Origin of the sequence: Actinacidiphila glaucinigra (assembly GCF_035918135.1) — a bacterium.
In the GTDB taxonomy this organism is placed as follows: domain Bacteria; phylum Actinomycetota; class Actinomycetes; order Streptomycetales; family Streptomycetaceae; genus Actinacidiphila; species Actinacidiphila glaucinigra.
The window spans coordinates 4,096,908-4,110,807 of the sequence record NZ_CP109144.1 but is presented as its reverse complement, the minus strand read 5'-3'; the positions used below and the strand labels follow the sequence as shown (position 1 = coordinate 4,110,807).

15 protein-coding genes are annotated in these 13,900 nt (G+C 70.6%); 14 read left to right on the top strand and 1 reads right to left on the bottom strand.

The window, feature by feature from the left end:
* The first annotated feature begins 18 nt into the window (after window positions 1-18).
* From OIE69_RS18190 to OIE69_RS18180, 3 genes are all read left to right on the top strand, one after another.
* The gene (locus OIE69_RS18190; RefSeq protein ID WP_326572939.1) at window positions 19-483 is read left to right on the top strand and encodes a helix-turn-helix domain-containing protein; all 465 of its coding nucleotides are present in this window, start codon (window positions 19-21) and stop codon (window positions 481-483) included.
* Window positions 476-835, top strand: coding sequence for a DUF4180 domain-containing protein (locus OIE69_RS18185; protein WP_326572938.1), 360 nt, complete (start codon window positions 476-478; stop codon window positions 833-835). The genes OIE69_RS18190 and OIE69_RS18185 overlap by 8 nt, the downstream gene beginning before the upstream one ends.
* 300 nt (window positions 836-1,135) lie before the next feature.
* On the top strand, window positions 1,136-1,531 hold the full coding sequence (locus tag OIE69_RS18180) for a hypothetical protein (RefSeq protein WP_326572937.1): 396 nt from the start codon (window positions 1,136-1,138) through the stop codon (window positions 1,529-1,531).
* Between the two features lie 261 nt (window positions 1,532-1,792).
* Here the strand turns inward: OIE69_RS18180 and OIE69_RS18175 are convergent, their stop codons facing one another.
* Complete coding sequence (locus OIE69_RS18175) at window positions 1,793-2,581, bottom strand: C40 family peptidase (protein WP_326572936.1); 789 nt, start codon at window positions 2,579-2,581, stop codon at window positions 1,793-1,795.
* Between the two features lie 555 nt (window positions 2,582-3,136).
* Between OIE69_RS18175 and OIE69_RS18170 the strand changes: the two genes are divergently transcribed.
* From OIE69_RS18170 to nuoK, 11 genes are read left to right on the top strand one after another with little or no spacing between them, the layout of a single operon-like run.
* Window positions 3,137-3,496, top strand: a complete 360-nt coding sequence (locus OIE69_RS18170) for an NADH-quinone oxidoreductase subunit A (RefSeq protein ID WP_089226370.1) — start codon at window positions 3,137-3,139, stop codon at window positions 3,494-3,496.
* 15 nt (window positions 3,497-3,511) lie between these two features.
* The gene (locus OIE69_RS18165) at window positions 3,512-4,066 is read left to right on the top strand and encodes a NuoB/complex I 20 kDa subunit family protein (RefSeq protein ID WP_018558792.1); all 555 of its coding nucleotides are present in this window, start codon (window positions 3,512-3,514) and stop codon (window positions 4,064-4,066) included.
* Window positions 4,063-4,800, top strand: coding sequence for an NADH-quinone oxidoreductase subunit C (locus OIE69_RS18160; RefSeq protein WP_326572935.1), 738 nt, complete (start codon window positions 4,063-4,065; stop codon window positions 4,798-4,800). Before OIE69_RS18165 ends, OIE69_RS18160 begins: the two co-directional genes overlap by 4 nt.
* Window positions 4,797-6,131, top strand: coding sequence for an NADH-quinone oxidoreductase subunit D (locus OIE69_RS18155; protein WP_018558794.1), 1,335 nt, complete (start codon window positions 4,797-4,799; stop codon window positions 6,129-6,131). The genes OIE69_RS18160 and OIE69_RS18155 overlap by 4 nt, the downstream gene beginning before the upstream one ends.
* 26 nt (window positions 6,132-6,157) lie before the next feature.
* A complete protein-coding gene (nuoE, locus tag OIE69_RS18150; protein WP_326581236.1) occupies window positions 6,158-6,985 on the top strand; it encodes an NADH-quinone oxidoreductase subunit NuoE in 828 nt (275 codons plus the stop codon).
* A gap of 2 nt (window positions 6,986-6,987) precedes the next feature.
* Window positions 6,988-8,319 carry an NADH-quinone oxidoreductase subunit NuoF gene (nuoF, locus tag OIE69_RS18145; protein ID WP_326581234.1) on the top strand — a complete coding sequence of 444 codons (1,332 nt, stop codon included), beginning with the start codon at window positions 6,988-6,990 and terminating at the stop codon, window positions 8,317-8,319.
* A complete protein-coding gene (locus OIE69_RS18140) occupies window positions 8,316-10,817 on the top strand; it encodes an NADH-quinone oxidoreductase subunit G (protein WP_326572933.1) in 2,502 nt (833 codons plus the stop codon). Before nuoF ends, OIE69_RS18140 begins: the two co-directional genes overlap by 4 nt.
* Window positions 10,814-12,151 carry an NADH-quinone oxidoreductase subunit NuoH gene (nuoH, locus tag OIE69_RS18135; RefSeq protein ID WP_392567525.1) on the top strand — a complete coding sequence of 446 codons (1,338 nt, stop codon included), beginning with the start codon at window positions 10,814-10,816 and terminating at the stop codon, window positions 12,149-12,151. Before OIE69_RS18140 ends, nuoH begins: the two co-directional genes overlap by 4 nt.
* The gene (gene nuoI, locus OIE69_RS18130; RefSeq protein WP_326572931.1) at window positions 12,144-12,800 is read left to right on the top strand and encodes an NADH-quinone oxidoreductase subunit NuoI; all 657 of its coding nucleotides are present in this window, start codon (window positions 12,144-12,146) and stop codon (window positions 12,798-12,800) included. The genes nuoH and nuoI overlap by 8 nt, the downstream gene beginning before the upstream one ends.
* Window positions 12,797-13,603 (top strand): NADH-quinone oxidoreductase subunit J, encoded by an 807-nt coding sequence (locus OIE69_RS18125; protein WP_326572930.1) that lies wholly within the window; start codon window positions 12,797-12,799, stop codon window positions 13,601-13,603. Before nuoI ends, OIE69_RS18125 begins: the two co-directional genes overlap by 4 nt.
* The gene (gene nuoK, locus OIE69_RS18120; protein WP_018558801.1) at window positions 13,600-13,899 is read left to right on the top strand and encodes an NADH-quinone oxidoreductase subunit NuoK; all 300 of its coding nucleotides are present in this window, start codon (window positions 13,600-13,602) and stop codon (window positions 13,897-13,899) included. Before OIE69_RS18125 ends, nuoK begins: the two co-directional genes overlap by 4 nt.
* The last annotated feature ends 1 nt before the right edge of the window (window position 13,900 follow it).

Here is a 13,900-nt window from a genome sequence, read left to right as displayed (position 1 = left end):
AGGGTAGGATGCGTACTCATGGAGAGGGATTGGCTGTCCGTCGAGCAGGTCGCGGACCGGCTCGGCCTGCATGTGCGTACGGTCCGCGGCTACATCCGCGACGGCCGGCTGAAGGCCGTCCGCATCGGCAAGCAGTACCGCGTCGCCCGGACCGACCTGGACGCCCTCACCGGTGCGCCGGCGGCCGCCGCCCGGCACCGGGTGGAGGTCTCGGCCATCGTCGAGGTGGACGGCATCGGTGCGGCCGCGGCCGACCGTCTGGGCACCCTGCTCGTGGCCGGTGCCCAGATGGCGCGTGACCCCCACGAGTTGGCCCGGGTGCGGACGGCGTACGACGACGAGCGCTCGCGGCTGAAGGTCGTGGTGCTCGGCGGCGCCGCGGCGACGGCGGACGTCCTGCGGACCATCGACGACGTCCTGGGAGGGGAGAACGACATGTTCCCGGAGGAGCACACCGAGCACCCGGAGGCGGGCCGTGACTGACGTGGTGACCGAGCGGCGGGGCGTGCCGGTCCTCGTCTGCGGCGAGAACGGCGCGCGGATCTCCGGTGTCCAGGACGCGCTCGACGTGATCGGATCGGCGTTCCAGCGGGCGGATGTCGTGGCCGTCCCCGTGGGCCGGCTGGACGAGCGGTTCTTCGCCCTGCGCAGCGGCCTGGCGGGGGAGATCCTGCAGAAGTTCGCCAACTACCGCATCAGGCTTGCCGTCGTGGGCGACGTATCGGCGTACACGACGGCCAGTACGGCCTTTCGGGACCTGGTGCGCGAGTGCAACCGCGGCGACCGCACGTGGTTCGTCGACGACCTCGAAGCGCTCGACACCCACCTGGGCTGACCCGGCGTCGGGGCGGTGCGGCGCGAACGTCGCCCGGTGTCCGCCGTGTTGCCCCGCCCGGCGTCACCTCCCACCGAGCGGGACGGTGAACTCCGAAGCCCTGTGCACCGGTTCGCGCCGACCGAGATGGAGGGGCGCGGGTGGGGCGGACCGCCGATCCTTTGACATCGATGTCGTTGACATCGATGTCAGATGCGTCTGCCCCGGAGTCAGCTCGCGCCCGAAATGCGGGATTTGAGGCGTTGTGCTCATACTTTTGATCACTGCTCGGGGATTCGTGATCAACAGAAGGGTGCAGACATGAGCACGCGCATATTCCAGGTCCTGGCCGCCGCTGCCGCATCGGTCCTGATCGCCGGAGGGGGCGTGCTCGCAGCCGGCCCGGCCTCCGCGGCCCCGACGGACCACCGCTCGAGCGACCGGCAGGGCGACGATCGACGTGGTGACGACCGGCGTGGCGACGACCGCCGTGGCGACGACCGGCGTGGTGACGACCGGCGTGGTGACGACCGCCGGGACGGGGACCGGCGCGGCGACCGGCAGCGACAGTGCTCGCTCGGCCTGGGCTCCTGGAAGCTGGAGTACCGCCCCGGACGCCTGGTGCGGGTCTCCAGCCACGGCCGCGTCAAATGGGTCCGCACGCCCGGCCACTGGGTCAGGGTCTGGCACGGCGGAGGCCGCGACTGCCACCGCTGATGAACCCGAGGCCCGGAGCCCGGTCCCCCGCCACGGCGGAGCCGGGCTCCGGCCCGTGAGCCCCGTCCGGGGCTCCCCGGTCGTCCGGCCCCGTGTGCGGTACCTCTCCTTGCGGCGGGGCCGGACCCCTGTCCGGCCGCCTGCCGTGGGGCGCGGTGCGGCGGCCCCGCCTCGCGGCGGCGGAGGACCGCACGGGGGTGGAACGGAGGAGGCCGCCGGCCCGGTGCGGGCCGGCGGCCTCCGTGGGGACGGGGCGCGTGATCAGAGCACGCGGACGGCCGACGTCGGCATGTAGTTGGACATCTGCTGGATGACGACGCCCTTGCTCGGGTTCGCCGCGTCCAGGTACTGCCCGCCGCCTATGTAGACGGCCACGTGGTAGGCGGAGCCGGCGCCGCCCCAGAAGACGAGGTCGCCCGGCTGGACCGCGCTCACGGACACCGGGGTGCCGAAGGTCGACTGCGCCTGCGAGGTACGCGGCAGGTCGACGCCGATGGTGCGGAAGGCGGCCTGGGTGAGACCGGAGCAGTCGTAGGCGCTGGGGCCCGTGGCGCCGTAGACGTACGGCTTTCCGACCTGGGCCTTCAGGAAGCCGATGACGGAGGCGACGCTGCCCGTCGCGGAAGTGGAGGAGGAGGCGGCCAGCGCGGTGCGTCCGGCGGAGCGGGACGCGGTCGCGGTCTCGCGCGCCTTGGCGGCCTTGGCCGCGGCGCGCGACCGCGCGTCGGCGGCGGCCTTCTTCTTCTGTGCGGCCTTCATGGCCTCGGTGCGCGCCTCCGTGCGGGCGGCGTCCAGCTGCTGCTCGACGACGGTCTCGTCGATGGCGTCAGCGGCCTCCGCGGCGGTGGCGGTGGTGGAGAGGGCGGGGATGACGGGGATGCTCCCCGTGGTCGCCGGGTCGGCGGCCGAAGGCTCGGCGTTCGCCGAAGAGGACATTCCGGTGAGGGCGAGCGTTCCGATGACGCCGCCGGCGACTCCTGCGCGGCGCACCCAGTTGGGGCTCTGCGAGGCGCGTCGCCGGCGGCGTATATGCGAGGTCTGAAGGGACATGAGGACTTGGGTATCAGGCCAGGTCGGTTCCGTTCAACAAAAGTGTGATGCGCCACAGTTGGCTCGCGAGCAGTGGTATTGTCCCCTTTTTGATCTTCCTTATTCGGGACGATAGGGATATTCAACCGCGAATCCTCGTGCGCGCGTTCACGTGCCTCGGGCCGCTGTCAGTGCGGGGTTTCGCGCCTCACCCGCGCGAGTGGCGAGGCGCTATCACGTCCTCCGGACCGGCTCCAATTTGCCTCGGCTCGTCGGCGCCTGATAGTGCGGCACCCCCGTTTACCAGCGGAAACGCAGGAAAATGTGACTTCTGGTGATCGTTTGAGATTCCTGAGTGAGAAGATCACCGCTCATCCCTGTTCATGATCGTTCGACTGGTGGCAGAGATCACAAAGGCCAGAGTGAACCCCGTGTCGCAGATCACAGACCAGGAGGCATAGGATGCGGGCAGTCTGGGCTTGTGAACTGCCTCACATGGAGGGGATCCAGGTGGCGTGGGGCGCACGTCCGGGCACGGTCCGTCATCAGTCATCGTCGACTGGAAGGAGCGGGGACGTGAATGCCTACGCGCCCATCCTCGTGCTGGGCGGCCTCGGGGCCGGCTTCGCGATCTTCTCCGTGGTCATGGCCTCCATCATCGGCCCAAAACGGTACAACCGGGCCAAGTTGGAGGCGTATGAGTGCGGTATCGAGCCGACTCCGCAGCCAGCCGGGGGCGGCCGTTTCCCGATCAAGTACTACCTGACGGCGATGCTCTTCATCGTCTTCGACATCGAGATCGTCTTCCTCTACCCCTGGGCCGTCACCTTCGACGCCCTCGGGGTCTTCGGGCTCGTCGAGATGCTCCTCTTCGTGCTCACCGTCTTCGTCGCTTACGCCTATGTCTGGCGTCGCGGCGGCCTGGAATGGGATTAGGGGCGGAGAATAGCCATGGGTATTGAAGAGAAGCTGCCGAGCGGGTTCCTGCTCACCTCCGTCGAAGCGGCGGCCGGCTGGGTCCGGAAGGCCTCGGTCTTCCCGGCCACGTTCGGCCTCGCGTGCTGCGCCATCGAGATGATGACGACCGGGGCCGGGCGGTACGACCTGGCCCGCTTCGGCATGGAGGTCTTCCGCGGGTCCCCGCGCCAGGCGGACCTGATGATCGTGGCCGGCCGGGTGAGCCAGAAGATGGCCCCCGTCCTGCGCCAGGTCTACGACCAGATGCCGAACCCCAAGTGGGTGATCTCGATGGGGGTCTGCGCATCGAGCGGCGGGATGTTCAACAATTACGCAATTGTGCAGGGTGTTGACCATGTGGTGCCTGTTGACATTTATCTCCCCGGATGTCCGCCCCGCCCCGAAATGTTGATGGACGCCATCCTCAAGCTCCACCAGAAGATCCAGCACAGCAAGCTCGGCGTGAACCGCGAAGAGGCCGCGCGCGAGGCGGAGGAAGCGGCGCTGAAGGCGCTGCCGACGATCGAGATGAAGGGGCTCCTCCGATGACGGATTCCCCGGACACCCCGAACCCGGACAGGGACGTCAACGCGGCCGGGCTGCCCGGCCAGCGCGGCGACCACGGCGAGGCGATCCGCGTCCAGCGCGGAATGTTCGGTGCCCGGAACGGCGGCGACACCTCCGGGTACGGCGGTCTGGTGCGCACCGTGCGGCTGCCCGGTGCGGCCGGCCGTCCGTACGGCGGCTGGTTCGACGACGTCGCCGACGAGCTCGAGGGCGCCCTCGAGGAGCAGGGCCTGGTCCCGGACAACGCGATCGAGAAGGTCGTCGTGGACCGCGACGAGGTCACCTTCCACATCACGCGCGAGCACCTGCCCCTGGTCGCCAGGACCCTGCGGGACGACCCCGCGCTGCGCTTCGAGCTCTGCACGGGCGTGAGCGGCGTCCACTTCCCGGAGGACAAGGGGCGCGAGCTGCACGCGGTGTACCACCTGCGCTCGATCACCCACAACCGGCTGATCCGGCTGGAGGTGAGCGTCTCCGACGAGGACCGGCACGTGCCGTCGCTCGTCGAGGTCTACCCGACCAACGACTGGCACGAGCGCGAGGCCTACGACTTCTTCGGGATCGTCTTCGACGGGCACCCCGCCCTGATCCGGATCATGATGCCGGACGACTGGCAGGGCCACCCGCAGCGCAAGGACTACCCCCTCGGCGGCATCCCCGTCGAGTACAAGGGCGCCCAGATCCCTGCTCCGGACCAGCGGAGGTCGTACTCGTGAGCACTCACCACGCACCCCAGCAGGCCGAGGAGCGGGAGACCACCGAGGGCCGGGTCTTCACGGTCACCGGCGGCGACTGGGACGAGCTGGCCGAGACGGTCGGCAAGGCCGACGACGAGCGCATCGTCGTCAACATGGGCCCGCAGCACCCGTCCACCCACGGCGTGCTCCGGCTGATCCTCGAGATCGACGGCGAGACGGTCACCGAGGCCCGCTGCGGCATCGGCTACCTCCACACCGGCATCGAGAAGAACATGGAGTTCCGGACCTGGACCCAGGGGTCCACGTTCGTGACGCGCATGGACTACCTGACGCCGTTCTTCAACGAGACGGCGTACTGCCTGGCGGTGGAGAAGCTGCTCGGCATCACCGACGCGATCCCGGACCGCGCCTCGGTGATCCGCGTGATGCTGATGGAGCTGAACCGCATCTCCTCGCACCTGGTGGCCATCGCCACCGGCGGCATGGAGCTCGGCGCCACCACGATCATGATCTACGGGTTCCGCGACCGCGAGCTGATCCTGGACCTCTTCGAGCTGATCACCGGCTTGCGGATGAACCACGCGTACATCCGCCCCGGCGGCCTCGCCCAGGACCTGCCGCCCGGCGCCGTGGACCAGGTCCGCGAGGTCGTGAAGAAGTTCCGCAAGAACCTCCCCGAGTACGACAAGCTCGCCACCGGCAACCCGATCTTCAAGGCCCGCATGCAGGACGTGGGTTACCTGGACCTGGCGGGCTGCATGGCGCTCGGCGCCACCGGCCCGATCCTCCGCTCCACCGGCCTGCCGCACGACCTGCGCAAGTCGCAGCCGTACTGCGGCTACGAGAACTACGAGTTCGAGGTCCCGACCGTCGACACCTGCGACTCCTACGGGCGGTTCCTGCTCCGCCTGGAGGAGATGCGGCAGTCGCTGGACATCGTCGAGCAGTGCCTGGACCGGCTGCAGCCCGGCCCGGTCATGGTCGCCGACAAGAAGATCGCCTGGCCCGCGCAGCTCGCGCTCGGCCCGGACGGGCTCGGCAACTCCCTCGACCACATCAAGAAGATCATGGGCACCTCCATGGAGGCCCTGATCCACCACTTCAAGCTGGTGACCGAGGGCTTCCGGGTCCCGGCCGGCCAGGCGTACGTCGCCGTCGAGTCGTCCAAGGGCGAACTCGGCGTCCACGTGGTCAGCGACGGGGGCACCCGCCCCTTCCGCGTCCACTTCCGCGACCCGTCCTTCACCAACCTGCAGACCATGGCGGCGATGTGCGAGGGCGGCCAGGTCGCCGACGTCATCGTCGCGGTGGCGTCCATCGACCCCGTGATGGGAGGCGTCGACCGGTGACAGACGTATCACTCGGCATCCCCGCGATGCCCGCGCCGGACTACCCGGCCGACGTACGGCAACGACTGGACGAGGACGCGGCGAAGATCATCGCGCGCTACCCCGGCAGCCGCAGCGCCCTGCTCCCGCTGCTGCACCTGGTGCAGGCGGAGGAGAGCTACGTCTCCCGCACCGGGGTGCGCTTCTGCGCCGAGCAGCTGGGGCTGACCACGGCCGAGGTCACTGCGGTGGCCACCTTCTACTCGATGTACCGGCGGGGGCCCTCCGGCGAGTACCAGGTCGGGGTCTGCACCAACACGCTGTGCGCGGTCATGGGCGGCGACGCGATCTTCGACGAGCTCAAGAGGCACCTCGGCGTCGAGAACGGCGAGACCACCGACGACGGCAAGGTCACGCTGGAGCACATCGAGTGCAACGCGGCCTGCGACTTCGCCCCCGTGGTGATGGTCAACTGGGAGTTCTTCGACAACCAGGACCCCGAGTCGGCCAAGCGGCTCGTCGACGACCTGCGCGCCGGCCGCACCGTCGAACCCACCCGCGGCGCTCCTCTCTGCTCGTACAAGGAGACGTCCCGGATCCTCGCCGGGTTCCCCGACGAGCGCCCCGGCGCCGTCGAGGCGACCGGCGGCGCCGGCCCCGCCTCGCTGGCGGGCCTGCGACTCGCCCGCGGCGAGTCGCTGCCGGGCAATGGGGCCGGCGTGCCCCGGCAGACCTCCGCCCCGCCGCAGGACGAGACACCCCCGGCTCACCCCAGCTCCCACGACGCCCCCCTGGACTCCGCGGTCTCCGACCCGGAGCACCCGGCGGGACCGGTCACGCAGGAGCGCCCGACGGAAGGCGAGGAGGACCGGTGACCATGGTCGACTCGGCGGAGAAGGTGCTGGCACCCGTTCTCTCGGCCTTCTGGGACGATCCCCAGTCCTGGACCCTCGACACGTACCGCCGCCACGAGGGCTACGAGGGCCTGCGCAAGGCGCTGGCCCTGCCCCCGGACGACGTGATCGCCCTCGTGAAGGAGTCCGGCCTGCGCGGCCGCGGCGGCGCAGGCTTCCCCACCGGGATGAAGTGGCAGTTCATCCCGCAGGGCGACGGCAAGCCGCACTACCTCGTCGTCAACGCGGACGAGTCGGAGCCGGGCACCTGCAAGGACATCCCGCTGCTCTTCGCCAACCCGCACTCGCTCATCGAGGGCATGGTGATCGCCTGCCACGCGATCCGCTCCCACCACGCCTTCATCTACCTGCGCGGCGAGGTCGTGCCCGTGCTGCGGCGGCTGCACCACGCGGTGGCCGAGGCGTACGAGGCCGGACTCCTCGGCAAGAACATCCTGGGCAGCGGCTTCGACCTGGAGCTGACCGTGCACGCCGGCGCCGGCGCGTACATCTGCGGTGAGGAGACCGCGCTGCTCGACTCCCTGGAGGGACGCCGCGGCCAGCCCCGGCTGCGCCCGCCCTTCCCGGCGGTCGAGGGCCTGTACGCCTGCCCGACGGTGGTCAACAACGTCGAGTCCATCGCGTCGGTGCCGTCGATCCTGCTCAAGGGCAAGGACTGGTTCCGCTCGATGGGCAGCGAGAAGTCCCCGGGCTTCACGCTCTACTCGCTCAGCGGCCACGTCGCCAACCCCGGCCAGTACGAGGCCCCGCTCGGCGTCACATTGCGCCAGCTGCTCAGCCTGAGCGGCGGGATGCGTCCCGGCCACAAGCTGAAGTTCTGGACCCCGGGCGGCTCCTCGACCCCGATGTTCACCGACGAGCACCTCGACGTCCCGCTGGACTACGAGGGCGTCGCCGCCGCCGGGTCGATGCTGGGCACCAAGGCGCTGCAGTGCTTCGACGAGACGACCTGCGTGGTGCGGGCCGTCACCCGCTGGACCGAGTTCTACGCCCACGAGTCCTGCGGCAAGTGCACCCCGTGCCGCGAGGGCACGTACTGGCTCGTCCAGTTGCTCCGCGACATCGAGGCGGGCAAGGGCACCCTGTCGGACCTCGACAAGCTCGCCGACATCGCCGACAACATCAACGGCAAGTCCTTCTGCGCCCTCGGCGACGGAGCGGCCAGCCCGATCTTCTCCTCCCTCCAGTACTTCCGCGACGAGTACGTGGAGCACCTGGAGGGCCGCGGCTGCCCCTTCGACCCGTCCAAGTCCACGGTCTGGGCCGACAAGTCTCACCTGGAGGTGAACGCGTGACCGTCACGACCAACGCCGCCTCCGGTGAGGCGGCGGTGCCGCCCGAGGACCTGGTGTCCGTCAGCATCGACGGCATCGAGATCTCCGTGCCCAAGGGCACCCTGGTGATCCGTGCCGCCGAGCTGGTCGGCATCGAGATCCCGCGCTTCTGCGACCACCCCCTCCTCGACCCCGTGGGCGCCTGCCGCCAGTGCATCGTCGAGGTCGAGGGCCAGCGCAAGCCGATGGCGTCCTGCACCATCACGTGCACCGACGGGATGGTCGTCAGGACCCAGCTCACCTCCGGCGTCGCTGACAAGGCCCAGCGCGGTGTGATGGAGCTGCTGCTCATCAACCACCCGCTGGACTGCCCGGTCTGCGACAAGGGCGGCGAGTGCCCGCTGCAGAACCAGGCGATGTCCGCCGGGCAGGCCGACACCCGCTTCGAGGGCCGCAAGCGGACCTACGAGAAGCCGGTCCCGATCTCCACCCAGGTGCTGCTGGACCGCGAGCGCTGCGTGCTGTGCGCGCGCTGCACCCGCTTCTCGCAGCAGGTCGCCGGCGACCCGATGATCGAACTGCTGGAGCGCGGCGCGCTGCAGCAGGTCGGTATCGGCGAGGGCGACCCCTTCCAGTCGTACTTCTCCGGCAACACCATCCAGATCTGCCCGGTCGGTGCCCTGACCTCGGCGGCCTACCGCTTCCGGTCGCGGCCCTTCGACCTGGTCTCCTCGCCGAGTGTGTGCGAGCACTGCGCGGGCGGCTGCGCCACCCGTACCGACCACCGGCGCGGCAAGGTCATGCGCCGGCTGGCGGAGGACGACCCTGAGGTCAACGAGGAGTGGATCTGCGACAAGGGCCGTTTCGGGTTCCGCTACGCGCAGCGCCCCGAGCGGCTCACCACCCCGCTGGTCCGCAACGCCGACACCGGTGAACTGGAGACCGCGAGCTGGCCCGAGGCCCTGGAGGCCGCGGCCCGCGGGCTCGCGGCGGCCCGCGGCCGCACGGGCGTGCTGACCGGCGGCCGGCTCACCGTCGAGGACGCGTACGCCTACGCCAAGTTCGCCCGCGTCGCCCTCGACACCAACGACGTCGACTTCCGGGCCCGCGCGCACTCCGCGGAGGAGGCCGACTTCCTGGCGGCCGTCGTGGCGGGACGCGGACGGGACCTGTCCGGCGACGGGGTCACCTACACCCTGCTGGAGAAGGCCCCCGCCGTCCTGCTGGCCGGACTGGAGGCCGAGGAGGAGGCGCCCGGCGTCTTCCTGCGGCTCCGCAAGGCCTGGCGCAAGCACAAGCAGCGCACCTTCGCGCTGGCCCCCTTCGCCACCCGCGGTCTGGAGAAGGCGGGCGGCACCCTGCTGCCCGCCGCGCCGGGTACCGAGACCGAGTGGCTGGACGCCCTGGCCGGCGGCGTCGGGCTGGACGGCAACGGCCTTACCGCCCACGAGGCGCTGCGCGCCGAGGGCTCGGTCGTCCTGGTCGGCGAGCGGCTGGCGGCCGTCCCCGGCGCGCTGACCGCGGTCGTGCGGTTCGCCCGGGCGACCGGCGCCCGGCTGGCGTGGATCCCGCGCCGCGCGGGCGAGCGCGGTGCCGTCGAGGCGGGCGCCCTGCCCGGGCTGCTGCCCGGTGGCCGCCCGGTCACGGACCCGCGGGCCCGTGACGAGGTCGCCGAGGTCTGGGGCGTGGCCACGCTCCCGGCCCGCCACGGCCGCGACACCGGCGGGATCCTGGAGGCGGCCGCGAGCGGCGAGCTCGGCGCGCTGCTGGTCGGCGGCGTCGAGCCGGCCGACCTGCCCGACCCGGCCCTGGCCCGCGCGGCCCTGGACGCGGCGGGCTTCGTGGTCAGCCTGGAGCAGCGCCCCGGCGAGGTCACCGAGCGGGCGGACGTCGTCCTGCCGGTCGCCGCGGTCGCCGAGAAGGCCGGCACCTTCCTCAACTGGGAGGGCCGCGTGCGGCTCTTCGAGGCCGCGATCAAGCCCTTCCAGCAGGTCCAGCGGCACCAGTACCCGGACGCCCGGGTGCTGACCATGGTGGCCGACGCGATGGACGTCGCGCTCGGGCTCGCCGACGTGAGCTCGGCCCGCGCCGAGCTGTCCCGGCTCGCCCCGTACGAGGGCCCGCGCGCCACGGCTCCGCAGGAGACCGGCCGCCAGCTGCCGAAGCCCGGCGGCGGCGAGGCGGTCCTCGCGGGCCACCGGCTGCTGCTCGACCAGGGCCTGCTGCAACAGGGCGACGACGCCCTCGCCGGCACCCGCCACCCGGCGGTCGCCCGTGTGTCGGCGACCACCGCGAAGGAGATCGGCGTCGCCGACGGCGAGCCGCTGGAGGTGTCCGGCCCGCTGGGCACGGTCCGGCTGCCGCTGCAGGTGACGGCGATGGCCGACCGGGTCGTGTGGGTGCCCCTCAACTCGGCCGGCGGGGGAGTCGCCTCGGACACCGGCGCACTGCCGGGCCAGATCGTCCGGATCGCCCCGGCCGCCGTGGACGCCGCTGCCGTACCGGAGGTGACCCCGTGACGGGACTGACCACGCTCGCCGCCGAGGACCTGTCCCTGTTCGGGCGGGACCCGTGGTGGCTGATCGCCATCAAGGCGGTCTTCTGCTTCGCGTTCCTGATGGTGACCGTGCTCTTCTCCATCGTGTGGGAGCGCAAGGTCGTCGCGTGGATGCAGCTGCGCATCGGCCCCAACCGGCACGGCCCCTGGGGCATGCTCCAGTCGCTCGCCGACGGCATCAAGCTGATGCTCAAGGAAGACCTGATCGTCAAGAAGGCCGACAAGTTCGTCTACGTGCTGGCCCCGATCGTGGCGGCCATCCCGGCCTTCATGGCGATCGCGGTGATCCCCTTCGGCCCGGCGGGCAACGAGATCTCCATCTTCGGCCACCGCACGCCGATGCAGCTCACCGACCTGCCGATCGGCGTCCTCTACATCCTGGCCACCGCGTCCGTCGGCATCTACGGGATCGTGCTGGCCGGCTGGTCCTCCGGCTCGACGTACCCGCTCCTCGGCGGTCTGCGCTCCTGCGCGCAGATGATCTCCTACGAGATCGCGATGGGCGTCGCCTTCGCGTCGGTCTTCCTCTACTCCGGCTCGATGTCGACCTCGCAGATCGTCGCCCAGCAGGAGGACCGCTGGTACGTGCTGCTGCTGCCGGTGTCGTTCATCATCTACATCGGCACCATGGTCGGCGAGACCAACCGCGCCCCGTTCGACATGCCCGAGTCCGAGGGCGACCTGGTCGGCGGCTTCAACACCGAGTACTCCTCGATCAAGTTCGCGCTCTTCATGCTCGCCGAGTACGTGAACATGGTGACCGTCTCGGCGGTGGCCACCACGCTCTTCCTGGGCGGCTGGCGGGCCCCGTGGCCCATCAGCACCTTCTGGGAGGGGGCCAACCACGGCTGGTGGCCGCTGCTCTGGTTCGTGATCAAGGTGCAGCTGCTGCTCTTCTTCTTCATCTGGCTGCGCGGCACGCTGCCCCGCGTCCGCTACGACCAGCTGATGAAGCTGGGCTGGAAGGTCCTGATCCCGGTCTCGATGGTGTGGCTGATGCTGGTCGCCACCGTCCGGGCGCTGCGCAACGAGAACTACGACTTCCAGTCGATCGTGCTCTACGTCGGCGGCGGCGTGGTCCTGCTGCTCCTGCTCTCCCTGGTCTACGACGTCTTCCGCGACCGCGGCGACAAGGCCCGGGAGGCAGCCGAACAGGCCGGGCCGCAGGAGCCGTTCGATCCCATGGCGGGCGGGTTCCCCGTGCCGCCGCTGCCCGGCCAGGAGCTGCCGCCCGTCCCGCGGCGGCCGTCCCGTGCGGAGCGTCAACTCGTAGGCAAGGAGGCCGACGATGCCTGAGTTCCTGGGCCCGGTCGCGGGCTTCGGCGTGACCTTCAAGGCCATGTTCAAGAAGCGCCTGACCGAGCAGTACCCCGAGGAGAAGAAGCCGACCGCGCCGCGGTTCCACGGCCGCCACCAGCTCAACCGGCACCCGGACGGGCTGGAGAAGTGCGTGGGCTGCGAGCTGTGCGCCTGGGCCTGCCCGGCGGACGCGATCTACGTCGAGGGCGCCGACAACACCGACGAGGAGCGCTACTCGCCGGGCGAGCGCTACGGCCGCGTCTACCAGATCAACTACGCCCGCTGCATCCTGTGCGGGCTGTGCATCGAGGCCTGCCCGACGCGCGCCCTGACCATGACCAACGAGTACGAACTCGCCGACAGCAGCCGCGAGTCGCTGATCTTCACCAAGGAGCAGTTGCTCGCGGGCCTGGACGAGAACATGGTCGACACCCCGCACGCGATCTTCCCCGGCATGGACGAGGGCGACTACTACCGCGGCGCGGTGACCCACGCGGCCCCCGGGACCGAGCGCCAGGTCGCGGTCTCCAAGGGCGAGAAGCCGGACGAGACGGTGCGGGGCGAGCGGGACGGCGAAGGCGCGGCGGGCGCAGAGGTCCCCGCGACCGGCACCGCCGCTCCGGCCGGGACGGGAGGCGAGGCATGAACGGCGTGACCACGCTGACGACGCTGGCCGCATACACCACCTCCACCGGGGAGGCGGTCCAGTTCTGGGTGCTCGGCACCGTCGCGGTGCTCGGCGCGCTCGCGACCGTACTGATGAAGAAGGCCGTGCACAGCGCACTGTCGCTGGCCGGGACGATGATCGTCCTGGCGGTCTTCTACCTGGCCCAGGGCGCGTACTTCCTCGGGGTCGTCCAGATCGTCGTCTACACCGGCGCGATCATGATGCTCTTCCTCTTCGTCGTCATGCTGGTCGGCATCACCGCCGCCGACTCGCTCAAGGAGACGCTGAAGGGGCAGCGCTGGCTGGCCGCCGGGGCCGGACTCGGCTTCGGCGTGCTGCTGATCGCCGGCATCGCCAACGCCTCGATCAAGAACTTCCAGGGGCTCGGCCAGGCCAACGCCGGCGGCAACGTCGAGGGACTCGCCTCCCTGATCTTCACCAAGTACGTGTGGGCCTTCGAGATCACCGGCGCGCTGCTCATCACCGCCGCCATCGGCGCGATGGTCCTCACCCACCGCGAGCGCACCGAGGCCCGCGCCACCCAGCGCGAACTCGCCGAGCGGCGCGTGCGCGAGGGCAAGCAGATCACCCCGCTCCCCGCGCCCGGCGTCTACGCCCGCAACAACGCGGTCGACGTCCCCGGCCTGCTGCCGGACGGCACGGTCTCGGAGCTCAGCGTCAGCCCGACGCTGCGCGGCCGCGGCCAGTACCGGGACGTGTCCGCGGAGGCGGTCGCCAAGGTCGCCGAGCTGGAACAGCGCTCCGAGGAGGCGTCGAAGTGAATCCGGTCAACTACCTGTACCTGTCGGCGCTGCTGTTCACCATCGGCGCGGCCGGGGTGCTGATCCGGCGCAACGCGATCATCGTCTTCATGTGCGTCGAGCTGATGCTGAACGCCGCCAACCTGGCGTTCGTCACCTTCTCCCGCATGCACGGCAACCTCGACGGCCAGATCATCGCCTTCTTCACGATGGTCGTCGCCGCCGCGGAGGTCGTCGTGGGTCTGGCGATCATCGTGACGATCTTCCGCTCCCGCCACTCGGCCTCGGTCGACGACGCCAGCCTGATGAAGCTCTAAG